Raw genomic sequence first — 15,380 nt, forward strand, 5'->3', positions numbered from 1 at the left:
CGATGCTAGGCCGTGTCCGTCCTCACCGCAGCGTGAAGCCGGTGCCGAGGGGGTCGCGGGGGTCGAGGGTGAAGGTGGCGGTGCCGGTCCGGTACGCCGCTCCCTCGACCTCCGTGATCACTCCACCGTCTTCCTCCGCCACGACCCGGCCGAGGAAGGTGCTGCCGACGATCGACTCGTGCCGCAGCACCTGGCCGTCCGCCAGTCGGCCCTCGTCGTACAGGAGGGCGAGGCGAGCCGACGTACCGGAGCCGCACGGTGACCTGTCCACCTCACCGTCGGCGAAGATCGCCACGTTCCGCTGGCGCGGTCCGCCCTCCCACGAGCCCAGGTCGTCGTAGAAGATCGTGCCGTACATCCCACTCAGCCGCGGATCGACCGGGTGCACCGCCTGTGAGTCCAACGCCCACTTGATCTCCCGCCCGACCGCGATCAGGTCGGCGTAGCACGCAGGCGTCACCGACAGCCCGACCGACGACGCCGCGACAGAGGCGTAGAACGCGCCGCCGAAGCTGATGTCCGCCACTGTGTCCCTACGCGAGGTCGACACCGGCACACCGCGAGCGAAGACGTACGACGGAACGTTGCGAAAGGCAACGCTGGACACGACGCCACCGGAGCACGTGACCCGCGCGACCACTCGCCCGGACGGTACGTCGATGACCACGTCCGTCATCCCGTCAGGCGAAGCGGCCACCAGACCGGTCTCGACCGCCCATGCGCCGAGCGCGATCGTGCCGTGTCCGCAAGCCGTCGAGTATCCGTCCTTGTGCCAGAACAGCACCCCGAAGTGCGCCCCGGAATCATCGCCCGGCACAACGAACCCGCCGTACATGTCCGCATGCCCGCGCGGCTCGTTCACCAACAGTTGCCGGACCCTGTCGACGTCCGCGGAAGTCTGTGCAAACTCTCGCCGTGCGGGCACCGAGGCGCCGGGGACCTCCACCGACGTCACGATCCGGAACGGCTCGCCGCCCGTGTGGTAGTCGACCACGTTCACCGAAAGCATCAGAACCCCAACTGCTGCCGAAGCGACTCGAGTGTGTGCGCGGACTCCAGCGTCAGCTCGGTGTCCGCAGCGGCGACTGCCTGGGCGAGCGCATCGGTGGTGACGATCGTGGTCAGCACCTCCGCGGTGATCCCGGTGACCGTGTTCGGGACGTGGATCGCGACGGTGACGTCGGAGGCCAGCCGCTCGGCGATGAGTTGCTCGCTGAGCAGGATGATGCCGGCGCCGACCGCCCGAGCCCGGTCGATCACGACCTCGGCGTCGATTACCAGGCGACCGGGGGCGATCACGATCACCACGTCGTCCGGCCCGATCGCGAGCAGGTCGTCGGCGAGCCGGAAGCCGGCGGTCTGGATGCACCGGCTGCGGCGGCCGAACCGGCGCAGCTTCAGGGTCAGGTGTTCCGCCGCCACATAGTTGGCGCCGAATCCGTACGTCGCGATCTCACGCGCGTCGAGCATCAGCCGGACCGCCTCCTGGAAGGCATCGAGCGACATGTGCTGGTTGAGGAACTCGATCCGCTCCAGCGCCTCGGTGATCACCCGGTCCCACACGTGCTTGGGATTGCCGCCGGTCGCCTCCATCCGGCTCCGCAGCCGCTCCTCCCGCCGGCTCGGGTGCTGGAACGGTGACGCCACCATGTCCTTCAGCTCGGCGAGTCCGGCGTACCCGAGGGACTGCAGGGTGCGCACGACGGTGGCGTTGCTGGTCTTGCTCAGCTGTCCCAGCTCGGCGGCGGACAGGTAGAGCAGCCGCTCAGGCGAGATCTCCGAGAGCGATCGGCAGACCGCCCGGGACGCCGGGGTGAACTCGTCCCAGTGGTCCCGGATGCGGCTCCGAAGCTCGGCGATCGCCGGATTCCTCGTAACCCCTGTTACATCATCGGCCATCTGTGTATCATCCGTTCCCATCGCCGTTGTAACAACTCATCCAAGAACATCAGTTCTGTAACACCTCGTCAAAGGAAGCCGATGCGGATCATCGAAGTGTCCAGTCCCTCCGCTCATGATCGCGGACGGCAGTACGGTCGCGCCGCAGCGGACCTGATCGGTGCGGCGATCGAGTACTACGGTCAGGCGTTCGAGCTGCAGACCGGGCGCACCTGGACCCAGATCCTCGATCAGTCCGCTCCTTGGGAGCGCCTGATCAGCAGCGACTTCCCTGAGCTGTACGACGAGCTCCGCGGCATCGCGGACGGCGCCGGCGTCTCCGCCCGGGAGATCGTGGTGCTGAACTGCCGCGGCGAGATCGTGTACGACGCCCCGCTGCCCGCCGAGGCGGACGAGATCCCCGACGGCTGTACGTCGTACTCGCTGACGGCAGCCGACGGGCACGTGTACGTCGGCCAGAACTGGGACTGGCGGCACGCCGTCCGCGACACCGTCGTCATCCTGCGGATCGTCCAGCCCCCGAAGCCGACAGTGATCATGCAGGTCGAGGCCGGCCAGATCGGCCGGCACGGCGCCAACGACCGCGGGTTCGCGCTGAACGCCAACGGGCTCGGCGGCCGGTTCGACGACACCGTCGGTGTGCCGCAGACCGTGATCCGCCGGCTCGTCCTCGACTCGGCCTCGATCTCCGACGCCCTCAAGGTGCTGGTCAAGACTCGCGCGCACATCGCGAGCAACGCGCTGCTGACCGACCGATCCGGTTACAGCATCGACCTGGAGACCACCCCCGGCGCCCACGGCTGGGAGTACCCCACCGACGGGCTGCTGGTGCACGGAAATCACTACCAGGCGTTCGTGCCGCCGCAGCTGGCGGCGAACCATCGCCCGATGTCGCCGGACTCGCTGCTCCGCGTCCCGCGCGCCCAACAGGGTCTGCGCGAGGCCCAGACGTCGACCGACGTCCGCAAGGCGATCCGCACCGCCATGTCCGACCACCTGGGCCACCCCGACTCGCTCTGCGCCCACCCGGACGATCGGCTGCACCCACTGCGCCAGTGGTCGACGTTGCTGTCCAGCTGTGTCGATCTGACCACCGGCGAGTACTACGTGACCCCCGGAACCCCCTGCGAGCACGACTACGAGCTCGTCCCCTTCAACCTATACAGCTAGGAGTCCCATGTCCGCCAAGCCAGCGAGTGCGGTGCTCTGTGCCTCCGCCGGCACCGGTCGGACGCACCCGCCGACGAGGTCAACCGGCTGCTCGACGAGGTGGGCCTGGACCAACGCCTCCTGGCCTCGCGACCGCATGAGCTCAGTGGTGGCCAGCGGCAACGAGCAGGACGACACCGGCGCACTGCTGCGCCGACCCCGGCACCCTTACACCCAGATGCTGCTCTCCTCCGCGCCCGGACCCGGCTGGCAGCCGGAGCGGGTCGGCGAGCTGAGAGCCGCGTTCGCACTCACCGAAGGACGTCCATGACCCACACCTCGACCTTCTACCAGCGCGGGGCGACGCCGATCTTCGCGTCCCAGGCCGACCCGCGGCTGCACTACTGCCTGTACGTGCCGCAGCAGCTGGCCGACGACGACCGCGCGCCGCTGGTCGTGGTCCAGCACGGCACGGCGCGATCGGCGACGAACTACCGCACTCGGCTGAAGGACTTCGCCGAGGAGCAGGGCGCGGTCATCCTGACTCCGATCTTCCCGGCTGGGCTGGTCGACCCGACCGACCTGCACAACTTCAAGTTCATCGAGTACCAGGGGATCCGGTTCGACCGGATGCTGCTGTCGATCGTCGACGAGGTCGCGGACCGGTTCCCGGTGGCGGTGGAGAAGTTCTACCTGCACGGGTTCTCCGGCGGCGGTCAGTTCACGCACCGGTTCCTCTACCTGCACCCGGACCGTCTCGCCGCCGCCTCGATCGGCGCACCCGGCCGGATCACCCAGCTCGACGACACCCTGCCCTGGTGGCTGGGGACGAAGGGCTTCGAGGAGAAGTTCGGCCAGCCGATCGACGTCGACGCGCTGCGCCGGGTGCCGATCCAGCTCGTGGTCGGCTCCGAGGACGTCGAGACCTGGGAGATCATGAACCGCGGCGAGTCCAACTGGATGGACGGCGCCGAGCTCACCGGCAGCACCCGGATCGAGCGGCTCCGCACCTTGGAGAAGAACTACCGCTCACACGGCCTCGACGTCACCTTCGACGTCGTACCCGGTGCCGCCCACTCGGGGCGCAAGATCCTCCCGACGGTCGAACGCTTCCTCACCGAACAGCTCAAGAACCGGTGAGTCCCAGGTAGGTGAGCACGGCGAGGACGCGGCGGTTGCTGCTGTCGTCGTCGTGGATGCCGAGCTTGCCGAACAGCGAGGTCGTGTACTTGCTGATGGCGCTCTCGCTCAGGAACAGCCGCCGGCCGATGGCCTGGTTGGACAGGCCCTCGGCCATCAGCGAGAGGACTGCGTTCTCGCGTTCGGTCAGCTTGTCGATCGGCTGCTTCGAGCTCGACATCATCTTGGTGATCACCGCCGGGTCCATCGCGGTCCCGCCGGCGGCGACCCGCTGCAGCGCGTCGACGAACTGATCGGCCTCGAACACGCTCTCCTTGAGCAGGTACCCGACGCCGGCAGCGCCGTCGGCGAGGAGCTCGCGGGCATAGAGCTGCTCGACGTGCTGCGAGAGGATCAGCACCGGCAGCCCCGGCACTTCGCGGCGCGCGGCCAGGGCAGCCTTCAGGCCTTCGTCCGACTGGGTCGGCGGCATCCGGACGTCGATCACCGACACGTCCGGCCGCCATTTCAGCAGCGCGGCGAGCGTCTCCGGACCGGTGGCCGCTGTCGCCACGACCTCATGCCCGTACGCCTCGATGAGACGGACCATCCCATCGCGCAGCAGGTAGAGGTCTTCGGCTACAACGATTCGCATGGCACCGTCATCCTCGCACGGGTCGGCCCGCCGGCCGGGCTGGTCAGGTCCAGGGTGCCGTCGAACGCGGCGAGCCGCCGACGCAACCCGTCCAGTCCGCCCGCGGCGTTCACGCTCGCGCCGCCCTGGCCGTCGTCCTCGACCCGGACCCCGATCGCGGTCTCGTCGCGCGTGATGGAGATCTGTGCCCGCGACGCGTGCGCGTGCTTGACCGCGTTGGTGAGGAGTTCGGCGATACCGAAGTACAGCGCGGACTCGATCGGCGGATCCAGGGTCAGTGGCCCTTCGGCATTGACCGTGGTCTCGAGTGGGCAGTCCATCGCGAGTGCGCGGACGGCGTCGACCAGACCGCGCTCGTTCAGTACTGGCGGGTTGATGCCGCGGACGAGTTCGCGCAACTCGGACAAGGAGGTGGCGGCGCCGACTCGCGCTTCCCGCAGCAGTGCCTTGGCCTGGTCGGGGTTCGTCTCCATCAGCTTCTCCGCGGTCGCCAGCGAGAGCCCGAGCGCAACCAGGCGGGCCTGCGCTCCGTCATGCAGGTCCCGCTCGATCCGCCGGATCTCAGCCGCCTGCGCGACCGTCGTGTCCGCCCGCTGCGATGTCAACTCGTCAACCCGGTGCGCCAACGCCATCGCCGCAGACGGACGCAGGAACCGTACGGCGAGCGGCGCAAACGGACGCCACCCGTACGGCGCAGTCGCGATCGCCACGACCAGTCCGGCAATCCCGAGCACCGGCATCGAGCCCACGAAGCCGAGTACGGCGACCACCACGCCACCCGGCGGGACGGCAGCGACCAGTCCGGCGGCGATCGGTGCGATCGCCACGAACTGCAGGTCCCGCCAGTTGGCCGGGTCCTTGAATCGCAGCCGCAGCTCCTGGTCCTCACGAGCCTCCTTACTGGTTCGCGAGTACGACGTCCCGTTCCACCAGAACCCGGTCGACAGCTGCGCGATCGGTCCGACCTCCAGATAGCCGCCGGGGAGCTCGGTGTCCGTCCATCGAGCGACGAGGGCACGTGTCATCCGGCAGACCGGGCGGGCGAGGGCCAGCGTGGCGACGCCGGCCACGACGACCAACGGGATCCAGGACCACGGGTTGCCCGCCCACCAGACGGCGAGGGTCACGGCGATCACCCAAACGACCGGGACCAGCATGGTCACGACCGTGACGGCGCACGCCCGGACGAATCCCACGCTGACTTTCCTTGCCCACGACATCGGAAACCTCTTCTCGCCACGACTGGTGCTTTCACTGTGCACCACCCGTCCGGCGAATCCGGCCGAATCGGCCCAGGAGTGGGTCCAGCCCCACCCATCCATATGCCCAGCCACACACCAGACAGACGTCAGCCGCTGTGCCCGGGTGGGCACAGCGGCTGATGGTGTCTTCGAGCGCCTGAAGAAGAGGGTGCAGGTCAGGCGGCCTGCAGCTCGCGAGTGCGGTTCTTCTGCGCCCAGACGGCCCGGCGCAGTTTCGCCTTGTCCGGATAGCCGGCGGCTCGGCCGATCACGTAGACGTCGTGGCTGCGCAGGTTGACCATGCCGGCGACGAACCAGACCGGGCTGCCCTCGGCCAGCATCGTGATGATCAGGTTGGTGGTGGCGGTGTCGACGGTGGCGGTGGTGGTGGTGTTCATTGTGACCCTCTCCTTTGGTCGCTCTCACTGATACGTCGGACCAGATCGGCCGGATTCGACACACCTCGCCAAACTTTTCTCGGCTACTTTTGGGCCGGTGACGATCACGCCCAGCGATCCGTACGCCGCCTACTCCGCCCTCCGCTCCACCGGGCCCGTCCACCCCATCGCCGGACCGGACGGCAGCCCCTCCTGGCTGGTCACCCGGTACGACGACGTCCGCCAGGCGCTCGCGGACCCGAGACTGTCCGTCGACCGGCGGCACGCGCTGCCCGGCAACTACCGCGGCCTCAACCTCCCGCCCGCCCTCGACGCCAACCTCCTGAACCTGGATCCGCCGGACCACACCCGGATCCGCGCGCTGGTCACCAAGGCCTTCACCCCGGGCCGCGTCGAAGCGCTCGCCGGACCGATCCGTCGTACGGCGGACGCCCTGCTGGAGCCCGTGGTCCGCCGAGGCCAGGCCGACCTGGTCGCCGAGTACGCCGCTCCGCTGCCGATCACCGTGATCTGCGAGCTGCTCGGCGTACCGGAGGGCGTCCGGACCGACTTCCGCGCCTGGACCGACGCCATGCTCGCGCCACCGCGCCCGGAGGACGCGCGGGCCGCGATCGGGGCGATGCTGACCTTCTTCGCGGGTCTGATCGCGGGCAAGCGGGCGGTGCCGGGAGACGACCTGATCAGTGACCTGATCGCGGCCCGGGACCACGACGACCGGATCACCGACGACGAACTGACCTCCCTGGTGTTCCTCATCCTGTTCGCCGGCTACGAGAACGTCGTCCACCTGATCGGCAACGCGACCCTCGCGTTGCTCACCGATCGGGCCCTGTGGGATCGATTGCGGACGGATCGCTCGCTGCTGCCCGCCGCGGTCGAGGAGCTGATGCGGTACGACGGTCCGGCGCCACTCGCGATCCGGCGCTTCCCGACCGAGGACGTGGAAATCGGCGGCGTGGTGATCCCGGCGGGAGAGACCGTGCTCCTCGGTCTCTCCTCGGCCAACCGCGACCCGGACCGTTTCCCGGATCCGGACCACATCGACCTCGACCGCAGTACGCGCGGCCACCTCGCCCTGGGCCACGGCATCCACCACTGCCTGGGTGCTCCGCTGGCCCGCCTCGAGACCACGATCGCCCTCGAAGCGCTGCTCGATCACACCCCTGAGCTGAGCCTGGCCGCACCACCCGAGGACCTCGAGTGGCGCGACTCGATCCGCACCCGCGGGCTCCGGGCGCTGCCCGTCACGTGCAATTGAGGTCCAGTCCGGAATCCCTTGTCCTGCAGGGGAAAACAGAGCGCCCCGATCAGAGATCGGGGCGCTTGTCCGTGCGGGTCCCGGGGGGAGTGGGACCACCACACGTTGGGGGGACTTGAACCGTAACCCGGTCGAGGGGTCATGTTCGAACCAAACCGGCACGTCGCGCCGACCGATTTCGCCGAGCGGCCCGAAACCTGCGCTCAACGGCGGATCCGGCGCTTGTAGAACGACGTCGCGAGTGTTACCGAGAACAGGAGCAGACCGGTACACCAGGCCAGCGCGGTCCAGCCGTTGTCGCCCATCGGGGTCCCGATCAGGAAGCTGCGCACGGTCTCGATCACCGGCGTGATCGGCTGGTGCTCACTGATCGGCCGCAGCCACGACGGCATCGTCTCGGGCTGCACGAACGCACTGCTCAAGTACGGCAGGAACAGCATGAAGAAGCTCAGAGTGCTGGCCGACTCCACCGACTTCGCGACCACGCCGAGACCGGCCGCGAGCCAGGAGAGCGCGAGGACGTACAGCAGGAGCAGTCCGATCGCAGCCAGCCAGTCGCCCAGCCCGGCGACCGGCCGGAAACCCATCGCGAGCGAGGCGAGGACGACGATCGCCGTCGACACCGAGTTGCGCGCGATACTCGCAGTCACGTGGCCGGTCAGGACGGCGAAGCTGCGGATCGGCAACGACCGCAGCCGGTCGATCATCCCGCTGGTCATGTCGTCGGCGACCGCCATCGCCGTGTTGGAGGCGCCGTACCCGGTGGTGAGCAGCAGGATCCCCGGGACCACGTAGTTGATGTACTCCGTGCCGGTGTTGATCGCGCCACCGAACACGTAGACGAACAGGGCCATCATCAGCAGCGGCAGCAGGATCGACACGAACAGCGTGTCGACGTTGCGCCGCATCAGCCGCACCGAGCGGTCGATCATCGTGACCACGTCGGACACCGCGGCCGCGGCTCCTTGATGTGACATCTCCTCAACCCCTCCTCAGGCCGTCAGGGCCAGGAACACGTCGTCCAGCGTTGGCCGGTGCGACGAGACGCGCTCCGGCTGCACGCCGTTGTCGCGCAACACGTCCAGCACGTGGTGCAGGTGGGCCGCCGAACCGTCCGACGGCAGACTCACCACCAGCTGATCCACCACGACCCCATCGGTCCCGCTCCAGTCCCCGGTGCCGTCCGGCGCCTCGCCCCGGAGCACCCCGGTTGCCTTCAGCAACTGCAGGTCGTCCGCGAAACTGAGCTCGATCCGCTCGCCGCCGAGCTGCGCCTTGAGCGCGTCCGCGGTGCCGGTGGCGACGACCCGGCCCCGGTCGAGCACCACGATCCGGTCGGCGAGCCGGTCCGCCTCCTCCAGGTACTGCGTGGTCAGCAGGATCGTGGTGCCCTCGCGGACCAACTCGCCGATGGCGTCCCACATCGTCGACCGGCTGGCCGGGTCGAGCCCGGTGGTCGGCTCGTCCAGGAAGATCACCCGCGGCTGCGCGATCAGGCTCATCGCCAGGTCGAGCCGACGGCGCATGCCGCCGGAGTACGTCTTCACCCGCCGGTCCATCGCATCGGTCAGCCCGAATCGTTCGAGCAGTTCCCCGGTACGGCGGCGCGCTGCCGGGCGACCGAGATGCATCAGCCGGCCGACCATCACCAGGTTCTCCCGGCCGGTCTGGTTCTCGTCGACCGCGGCGTACTGCCCGGTCAGGCTGATGACCCCGCGGACCTGAGCCGGCTCGCGCAGGACGTCGTACCCGGCGATGGTGGCCTGGCCGGCGTCCGGTCGGGTCAGCGTGGTCAGGATCCGCACGGTCGTGGTCTTGCCGGCGCCGTTCGGCCCGAGCAGGGCGAGCACCGATCCCTCCCGGACCCGCAGGTCGACCCCGGTCAGCACCTCGGTCGCGCCGTACGACTTCCGGAGCCCGGTTGCCTCGACGATCATCGTCCCCTCCTTACTGCGTATCGAGTACGCTAAATAGCGTAGCAGGTACGCAGTGCCGGTGCGCAAGCCCTAGACTGAGGCGGTGGAGATGAGTGAGTTGCCGGCCGACGTGGCGTTGATGTGGCGGTTGCGAGAAGGCAACCGGCGCGGGCCGAAGCCGTCGCTGACCATCGAGGACATCACCCGGGCGGCGATCGAGCTCGCCGATGCCGAGGGACTGGCCGCGGTCTCGATGGCGCGGGTCGCCGAGCGGCTCGGCAACTCGACGATGGCGCTCTACCGGCACGTGAAGAGCAAGGACGAGCTCCTGGTGCTGATGTCGGACGCCGCGCTCGAACGCCCCGAACCGCTCCCCGACGGGATCGACTGGCGGACCGGCCTGACGTTCTGGGCCGAGGGCGTGATGGTCGCGATCCGCAAACACCGCTGGTACTCGAAGCTTCCGATCTCCGGTCCGCCCGCCGGGCCGAACAACCTGGCCTGGTTCGACTCCGCGCTCGGCGCCCTCGAGGACACCGGCCTGCCGGAGGAGGCCAAGGTCGGCGTCGTGATGGGCCTGATGACGTACGTGCACGGCGAGATCCGGCTGTCCCTCGACCTGGCCGCTGGGTTCGCCGACAACCCCTCGGCCTTCAGCGCGTACGGCGCTGTCCTGGCCCGGGTCGTCGATTCGCGCCAGCTGCCGGCCCTGGCCCGGGTCCTGGATGCCGGCGTGTTCGACACCGTCGGCGCCTTCGAGGAAGAGTCCGACGAGGACTTCGACTTCGGCCTGCAGCTCTACCTGGACGGCGTGGAGCGCTTCATCGAGCGGATCCGTCAGGACAGCTGAACGATCGCGTCCGCTGCGGAGGCTGTGGCGGCGATCAGGCGGGCGTTGTGCTCGTCGGTGCCGTAGGTGCGGGCGTGCGCTTCCTCGGGTGAGCGGCCGAACTGACGGTGGCGGGCTTCGAGCCGGTCGTGCCGCAGTTGCTCGGGCACCTCGACGTACCAGCACTGGTCGAGCAGCGTCCGGATGGTTGTCCACGGCATCTGGTCGAGCAGCAGGTAGTTGCCCTCGGTCACGACCAGCGTGACGTCCGGCGCGATGCCGATACTCGCGGCGATCGAGTCCTCGATCCCGCGGTCGAACCGCGGCGCCCAGATCTGCTCGTCCGCCGACTGCTTCAACCTGCTGAGCATGGCGACGAACCCGTACCCGTCGAAGGTGTGCGGCGCCCCCTTCACGTCGGCGATCCCGAGTTCCTCCAGCACGGACTGGGCCAGGTGGTACCCGTCCATCGGCACCAACGCGACCTTGTGCCCGTCGGCGACCAGCTTCGCCGTCAACTGCTCGGCGTACGTCGACTTCCCCGCTGCCGGCGCCCCGGTGATCCCCAGAATCGCCCGCCGCCCCCGGGCAGCAAGCCCAACCGCACGCTCATACGCCACGGCCGGGTCCAGTCTCTGCACCCGACGATTCTAGGTGTGCAGCTCGACAGGACGTATACGTCTACTACCCGCGTCCCACCGCCTGATTCCTCGGGACGTCCGGCCCGGTCGCCCGACACCTCCTGTCGGCCTGCACACCTAGGTCGCTCTCGTGCTGCTCGTTCACCAGTCGCCGAGCGATCGACCCGCTGCCCTCGAGTTGCATCGTGTGCGCGTCGTCCGGCAGTCGGAAGCCGAGCGTGGTGACGGTGTCCAGACAACGGGCGCTTCCAAGCACCGCCCAGCCCATCCTCGCGTCCGGGGACAGATCCAGGTCCTCGGCCAACGTCAGCTCGTCGCCGATCCACGCTCGCGTTGTCGTGTGCAACGAGCCGCCGATCTCGCCGTGCCGTCCGAGGACCAAGGATTCCCGCAGCTCAGCCGTGCAGCCGGGCTCCAGGCGTACGGCGGTCGAGCGGGTGACTGCCGCATCCGCGGAGACGACGAACGGTTCGCCGTACCAGTGCAGGCTCGCCCCATCGGTGAGCCGGATGTCGACGTCCCACCGCGCCGACCCTCCCCGCATCCCATACGCGACCGTCCCCGCCGTCTCGATGATCTCGACCCTGCGCGGCCCTTTCGCGGCGATCTCGATGCGTACCTCATCGCCGGCCAGCAGCAACGCACCGGCCGCCACGAGCGCGACCCGCACCACACCAGTTGGGGCGGGGAGCCGACGCGGTGACAAGTGCTCGGTGCTCATGACGCACCGATCACGGACCGGATCCGCAATGACCTCAATGCGCGTGGACATGGGTGATGACTTCGCCGTTCTCGCCGACGTGGGAGTGCGGCGCCATCGGGCCGGGATCGACGGGCGTGTGACCGCCGCCGCGGACGATCGAGGTCATCGACAGCACCCACTCCCTCAACCGCGCGACCGACGCGGGATCGTGGCGGGAGAGCGCGAGTACCGGCTTCCCGTCGCGGGCGGCCTCGGCATCCTTCACCATCTGCTCGACGTCGACCCCGACGTACGGGGAGAGATCCGTCTTGTTGACCACGAGCAGGTCCGCCCGGGCGATCCCCGGGCCACCCTTGCGCGCGACGTCCCCACCACCCGCGACGTCGAGCACGAAGATCTGCGCGTCGACGAGCGCGGGGGAGAAGGTGGCGGTCAGGTTGTCGCCGCCGGACTCGACCAGTACGACGTCGAGCGGCGCGAAGTCCCGCTCCAGATCCTCGACCGCGATCAGGTTCGGCGTCACGTCGTCCCGGATCGCGGTGTGCGGGCAGGCGCCGGTCTCGACCGCCCGAATCCGCTCCGGATCCAGTACGCCGGCCGACCGCAACAGCCGCGCATCCTCGTCGGTGTAGATGTCGTTGGTGATCACGCCGAGCCGGAGCTCGTCGGCGAGCTCGCGGCAGACCGTCGCGATCAGCGAGCTCTTCCCGGTCCCGACCGGTCCTGCCACTCCCAACCGGAACGAACGCGTGCTGTCTTCATGCATGGAACAACCTCATTCTCTCGGCGGCATGGTTGTGGGCGAGTACGTCGATCAGCGGCGCACCGTCGGCCGGGAGCTTCTCGATCTCGGTCAGCGGCGCCACGTCGGTGACGAGCCGCTCGATGTCGTCGTGCAATCCAGCCAGCCAGCCCGCCGCGTCGGCCGGATCCACCGGGAGCAGCTTGAGCGAGGCGGACACGACTGTCTGCGCATCGTCGTACGCGACCAACCGCGCAACCTGCTCCGCCGACAACCCGGTAACCGCTCCGATCACCCCAACGACGACGGGCCGCGGGGTCTCGCTATCCGCTGCCAGGTGCTGCAGCACGTCCGGCCAAACCCTTGTCGCCAGCCGCAAATACGCCCGCCCCTGCCGCCGCGACACCCTCCGCAGCACCTCACTAGGCGTCCTAGCCGCCCACGCCCCCTCCACCGCCCCGAGGCGCGCGGCTGAGTCGTCGCTCACTGGTGGATCTTGGTCGCCCGAGGCCGGATTCTTCAGCCCAAATCGACGACTCGGCGATCCCGAACCCGGCGGGAGGGCGACGTGGCGGGCGAGAACGGCGACGGCGGCTTCGACGCGGGTGATGGTGCGGAGGCGGTCCCGGGCGTAGGCCGCGACATCGGCGAGTTGTTCGCCGTCAGCACCTAATCCGGCGCGGACGGCCGGCTCGAGACCGGCGGACTGCGTGTGCCCGCCGGTCGGCAACCGCCCGTCCGCGAGCATCAACGCGACCACTTCCGGCGAGGTCATCAGAACATCGCATAGAGCTGGGCGAGTGGCAGGACCTCGGCCGGCGCCGGTTCGACCAAGTCGCCGTCGACCTTGATCGCGAACGTCTCCGGATCGATGTCGATCCTCGGCAGCGCACTGTTGTTCCTCATGTCCGTCTTGCCGATCTCGCGCGTGGACCGTACGGCGAGCAACCGCCGGCGCAACCGCAATCGCTCGGCCAGCCCGTCGTCGAGCGCGGCAGGGGAGACGAACGTGAACGAGAGGTCCGCCCCGATCGCATCCCCGAACGCCGGCCGCATCAGCACCGGCTGCGGAGTCGGGATCGACGCGTTCGGATCACCCAGCGCGGCCCACGCGATCGCGCCGCCCTTGATCACCAGGTTCGGGCGGACACCGAAGTACCGCGGATCCCACAGGGTGAGGTCCGCCAGCTTCCCGGCCTCCACCGAGCCGACCACGTGATCGATGCCGTGGGCAACCGCGGGGTTGATCGTGTACTTGGCGACGTACCGCTTGGCCCGCTCGTTGTCGGCCTTGTCTCCGAGCGATCCGCGACGTGCTTTCATCACGTGCGCGACCTGCCAGGTCCGGGTGATCACCTCGCCGATCCGGCCCATCGCCTGCGCGTCCGACGAGGTGATCGACAACGCGCCCAGGTCGTGCAGGATGTCCTCGGCCGCGATCGTGGTCGCCCGGATCCGCGACTCCGCGAACGCGAGGTCCTCCGGCACGTCCGGGCTGAGGTGATGGCAGACCATCAGCATGTCCAGGTGCTCCGCGACGGTGTTGACCGTGTGCGGCAACGTCGGGTTGGTCGATCCGGGGATGACATGCGGGTACGACGCGATCGACAGGATGTCCGGGGCATGCCCACCGCCCGCGCCTTCGACGTGGAAGGCGTGAATCCCACGGCCCGCGATCGCGTTCAGCGTCGACTCGACGAAACCGGCCTCGTTGAGACTGTCCGCGTGCAGGGCGACCTGCAGCCCCCACTCGTCCGCGGCCCGCAAGGCGGCGTCGATCGCGGCCGGCGTCGAACCCCAGTCCTCGTGCACCTTGTAGCCGGCCGCACCGGCGAGCGCCTGCTCGGCGAGTGCCTCCGCGCTCACCGTGTTCCCCTTGCCCAGCAGCAACACGTTGAGCGGGAACGCGTCGAGGCTCCGATGCATCTGCTCGAGATGCCACGCACCGGGCGTCACCGTGGTCGCCTTCGAGCCCTCGCTCGGCCCGGTCCCGCCACCGACGATCGTGGTGATCCCGGTCGCGAGCGCCTCGTGCAACTGCGAGGGCGACAGGAGGTGGACGTGGGAGTCGATCGCTCCCGCGGTGAGGATCCGGCCCTCGCCCGCGATCACGTCAGTCGACGGTCCGATCCGGAGGTCGGGGTGCACGCCGTCGGCGATATCCGGGTTCCCGGCTCGGCCGAGGGCGACGATGTGGCCGTCGCGGATCCCCACGTCCGCGCGCACCACGCCCCACCAATCGAGCACGAGCACGTTGGTGATGACGGTGTCCGGGGCCCCTTCCGCGCGGGTCGTCGTACCTTGAGCCATCGACTCGCGGATCGACTTGCCCCCGCCGAACACCACCTCCTCCCCGCCGATGGTGAGATCCTGCTCCACCTCGATCCACAGATCGGTGTCGGCCAGCCGGACCTGATCCCCGACCGTCGGTCCGTACAACGCGGCATACGCCTCGCGGGAGATCTCAACCATCACGCTTCACCTGAATCCCCGGGACCTTCCGGTTCCCACGCAGCGCCACCAGCTTGACTTCGCGGGACGCGCCGGGCTCAAAGCGCTGCGACGTACCGGACGGGATGTCGAGGCGGAAACCTTGTGCGGCTTCCCGGTCGAAGGCCAGTGCGCCGTTGGCGTCGGGCAGGTGCAGGTGCGACCCGATCTGCACCGGCCGGTCTCCGGTGTTCACAAGCACCAGACTCAGACGCTCATCGTCGGTGCGGTCGGCGTTCAGCACGTGCGTGCCGGGTAGGACACGGATGGCACCCGGACCCGGAGCGGCGGTTGCGCCGGCCCCCATCCCCGGTGTGGCGGTTGCGCCCGCCCCCTGTTC

Annotated in this window: 18 protein-coding genes; 5 read left to right on the forward strand and 13 right to left on the reverse strand. The window is 69.0% G+C overall.

Translation table 11 applies throughout. The features are described from left to right. Positions 1–22: 22 nt before the first annotated feature. Both ACIBL3_RS20140 and ACIBL3_RS20145 read right to left on the reverse strand, forming a co-directional pair. Positions 23–1,009, reverse strand: coding sequence for a proline racemase family protein (locus tag ACIBL3_RS20140; protein WP_396354938.1), 987 nt, complete (start codon positions 1,007–1,009; stop codon positions 23–25). Then, the gene (locus tag ACIBL3_RS20145) at positions 1,009–1,899 is read right to left on the reverse strand and encodes a MurR/RpiR family transcriptional regulator (RefSeq protein WP_396354939.1); all 891 of its coding nucleotides are present in this window, start codon (positions 1,897–1,899) and stop codon (positions 1,009–1,011) included. Before ACIBL3_RS20145 ends, ACIBL3_RS20140 begins: the two co-directional genes overlap by 1 nt. Before the next feature lie 81 nt (positions 1,900–1,980). On the opposite strand from ACIBL3_RS20145, the gene ACIBL3_RS20150 reads away from it, so the two are divergent. The 3 genes from ACIBL3_RS20150 (at position 1,981) to ACIBL3_RS20160 (ending at position 4,188) form a co-directional block, all read left to right on the forward strand. After that, the gene (locus ACIBL3_RS20150) at positions 1,981–3,069 is read left to right on the forward strand and encodes a C45 family autoproteolytic acyltransferase/hydolase (protein ID WP_396354940.1); all 1,089 of its coding nucleotides are present in this window, start codon (positions 1,981–1,983) and stop codon (positions 3,067–3,069) included. A 136-nt stretch (positions 3,070–3,205) separates the two neighbouring features. Continuing rightward, positions 3,206–3,379 (forward strand): hypothetical protein, encoded by a 174-nt coding sequence (locus ACIBL3_RS20155; RefSeq protein WP_396354941.1) that lies wholly within the window; start codon positions 3,206–3,208, stop codon positions 3,377–3,379. Then, positions 3,376–4,188, forward strand: a complete 813-nt coding sequence (locus ACIBL3_RS20160) for an alpha/beta hydrolase (protein WP_396354942.1) — start codon at positions 3,376–3,378, stop codon at positions 4,186–4,188. Before ACIBL3_RS20155 ends, ACIBL3_RS20160 begins: the two co-directional genes overlap by 4 nt. Here the strand turns inward: ACIBL3_RS20160 and ACIBL3_RS20165 are convergent. The 3 genes from ACIBL3_RS20165 to ACIBL3_RS20175 all read right to left on the reverse strand — a co-directional run bounded on the left by ACIBL3_RS20165 (position 4,175) and on the right by ACIBL3_RS20175 (position 6,461). After that, complete coding sequence (locus tag ACIBL3_RS20165; protein WP_396354943.1) at positions 4,175–4,822, reverse strand: response regulator; 648 nt, start codon at positions 4,820–4,822, stop codon at positions 4,175–4,177. The two genes, ACIBL3_RS20160 and ACIBL3_RS20165, sit on opposite strands and share 14 nt — an antisense overlap. Beyond that, a complete protein-coding gene (locus ACIBL3_RS20170) occupies positions 4,807–6,018 on the reverse strand; it encodes a sensor histidine kinase (RefSeq protein ID WP_396354944.1) in 1,212 nt (403 codons plus the stop codon). Before ACIBL3_RS20170 ends, ACIBL3_RS20165 begins: the two co-directional genes overlap by 16 nt. 221 nt (positions 6,019–6,239) lie before the next feature. Continuing rightward, positions 6,240–6,461, reverse strand: a complete 222-nt coding sequence (locus tag ACIBL3_RS20175; protein ID WP_396354945.1) for a hypothetical protein — start codon at positions 6,459–6,461, stop codon at positions 6,240–6,242. Positions 6,462–6,558: 97 nt separating this feature from the next. Here ACIBL3_RS20175 and ACIBL3_RS20180 point away from each other — a divergent pair, with 97 nt between their 5' ends. After that, a complete protein-coding gene (locus ACIBL3_RS20180) occupies positions 6,559–7,719 on the forward strand; it encodes a cytochrome P450 (protein ID WP_396354946.1) in 1,161 nt (386 codons plus the stop codon). A 203-nt stretch (positions 7,720–7,922) separates the two neighbouring features. On the opposite strand, the gene ACIBL3_RS20185 is transcribed toward ACIBL3_RS20180, so the two are convergent. After that, entirely contained in the window at positions 7,923–8,696 is a 774-nt protein-coding gene (locus ACIBL3_RS20185; RefSeq protein ID WP_396354947.1) for an ABC transporter permease, read from the reverse strand. 15 nt (positions 8,697–8,711) lie between these two features. Continuing rightward, positions 8,712–9,656, reverse strand: a complete 945-nt coding sequence (locus tag ACIBL3_RS20190; RefSeq protein ID WP_396354948.1) for an ATP-binding cassette domain-containing protein — start codon at positions 9,654–9,656, stop codon at positions 8,712–8,714. An 88-nt stretch (positions 9,657–9,744) separates the two neighbouring features. Here ACIBL3_RS20190 and ACIBL3_RS20195 point away from each other — a divergent pair, with 88 nt between their 5' ends. Continuing rightward, positions 9,745–10,485: a TetR/AcrR family transcriptional regulator gene (locus tag ACIBL3_RS20195; RefSeq protein WP_396355245.1), complete on the forward strand. Its 741-nt coding sequence runs from the start codon at positions 9,745–9,747 to the stop codon at positions 10,483–10,485. On the opposite strand, the gene ACIBL3_RS20200 is transcribed toward ACIBL3_RS20195, so the two are convergent. From ACIBL3_RS20200 to ureB, 6 genes are read right to left on the reverse strand one after another with little or no spacing between them, the layout of a single operon-like run. Continuing rightward, positions 10,473–11,105, reverse strand: a complete 633-nt coding sequence (locus ACIBL3_RS20200) for a nucleoside/nucleotide kinase family protein (RefSeq protein WP_396354949.1) — start codon at positions 11,103–11,105, stop codon at positions 10,473–10,475. The two genes, ACIBL3_RS20195 and ACIBL3_RS20200, sit on opposite strands and share 13 nt — an antisense overlap. A gap of 43 nt (positions 11,106–11,148) precedes the next feature. After that, positions 11,149–11,826, reverse strand: a complete 678-nt coding sequence (locus tag ACIBL3_RS20205; RefSeq protein WP_396354950.1) for an urease accessory protein UreD — start codon at positions 11,824–11,826, stop codon at positions 11,149–11,151. Positions 11,827–11,860: 34 nt separating this feature from the next. Next, the gene (gene ureG / locus ACIBL3_RS20210) at positions 11,861–12,574 is read right to left on the reverse strand and encodes an urease accessory protein UreG (protein ID WP_396354951.1); all 714 of its coding nucleotides are present in this window, start codon (positions 12,572–12,574) and stop codon (positions 11,861–11,863) included. Then, complete coding sequence (locus tag ACIBL3_RS20215) at positions 12,567–13,325, reverse strand: urease accessory protein UreF (RefSeq protein WP_396354952.1); 759 nt, start codon at positions 13,323–13,325, stop codon at positions 12,567–12,569. The genes ureG and ACIBL3_RS20215 overlap by 8 nt, the downstream gene beginning before the upstream one ends. Beyond that, positions 13,325–15,022 carry an urease subunit alpha gene (locus ACIBL3_RS20220; protein WP_396354953.1) on the reverse strand — a complete coding sequence of 566 codons (1,698 nt, stop codon included), beginning with the start codon at positions 15,020–15,022 and terminating at the stop codon, positions 13,325–13,327. The genes ACIBL3_RS20215 and ACIBL3_RS20220 overlap by 1 nt, the downstream gene beginning before the upstream one ends. Then, positions 15,015–15,347, reverse strand: coding sequence for an urease subunit beta (gene ureB / locus ACIBL3_RS20225; protein WP_396355246.1), 333 nt, complete (start codon positions 15,345–15,347; stop codon positions 15,015–15,017). Before ureB ends, ACIBL3_RS20220 begins: the two co-directional genes overlap by 8 nt. Between the last annotated feature and the right edge of the window lie 33 nt (positions 15,348–15,380).

It is taken from the genome of Kribbella sp. NPDC050124, from assembly GCF_044460355.1.
Taxonomy (GTDB): Bacteria; Actinomycetota; Actinomycetes; order Propionibacteriales; family Kribbellaceae; genus Kribbella.

Bases quoted from the DNA above. Each gene is read 5' to 3' on its own strand.
- ACIBL3_RS20175 (WP_396354945.1), bottom strand. From the start codon at position 6,461: ATGAACACCACCACCACCGCCACCGTCGACACCGCCACCACCAACCTG.
- ACIBL3_RS20140 (WP_396354938.1), bottom strand. From the start codon at position 1,009: ATGCTTTCGGTGAACGTGGTCGACTACCACACGGGCGGCGAGCCGTTC.
- ACIBL3_RS20190 (WP_396354948.1), bottom strand. From the start codon at position 9,656: ATGATCGTCGAGGCAACCGGGCTCCGGAAGTCGTACGGCGCGACCGAG.
- ureG (WP_396354951.1), bottom strand. From the start codon at position 12,574: ATGCATGAAGACAGCACGCGTTCGTTCCGGTTGGGAGTGGCAGGACCG.
- ureB (WP_396355246.1), bottom strand. From the start codon at position 15,347: ATGGGGGCCGGCGCAACCGCCGCTCCGGGTCCGGGTGCCATCCGTGTC.
- ACIBL3_RS20145 (WP_396354939.1), bottom strand. From the start codon at position 1,899: ATGGCCGATGATGTAACAGGGGTTACGAGGAATCCGGCGATCGCCGAG.
- ACIBL3_RS20160 (WP_396354942.1), top strand. From the start codon at position 3,376: ATGACCCACACCTCGACCTTCTACCAGCGCGGGGCGACGCCGATCTTC.
- ACIBL3_RS20205 (WP_396354950.1), bottom strand. From the start codon at position 11,826: ATGAGCACCGAGCACTTGTCACCGCGTCGGCTCCCCGCCCCAACTGGT.
- ACIBL3_RS20155 (WP_396354941.1), top strand. From the start codon at position 3,206: ATGAGCTCAGTGGTGGCCAGCGGCAACGAGCAGGACGACACCGGCGCA.
- ACIBL3_RS20150 (WP_396354940.1), top strand. From the start codon at position 1,981: ATGCGGATCATCGAAGTGTCCAGTCCCTCCGCTCATGATCGCGGACGG.
- ACIBL3_RS20195 (WP_396355245.1), top strand. From the start codon at position 9,745: ATGAGTGAGTTGCCGGCCGACGTGGCGTTGATGTGGCGGTTGCGAGAA.
- ACIBL3_RS20215 (WP_396354952.1), bottom strand. From the start codon at position 13,325: ATGACCTCGCCGGAAGTGGTCGCGTTGATGCTCGCGGACGGGCGGTTG.
- ACIBL3_RS20220 (WP_396354953.1), bottom strand. From the start codon at position 15,022: ATGGTTGAGATCTCCCGCGAGGCGTATGCCGCGTTGTACGGACCGACG.
- ACIBL3_RS20185 (WP_396354947.1), bottom strand. From the start codon at position 8,696: ATGTCACATCAAGGAGCCGCGGCCGCGGTGTCCGACGTGGTCACGATG.
- ACIBL3_RS20165 (WP_396354943.1), bottom strand. From the start codon at position 4,822: ATGCGAATCGTTGTAGCCGAAGACCTCTACCTGCTGCGCGATGGGATG.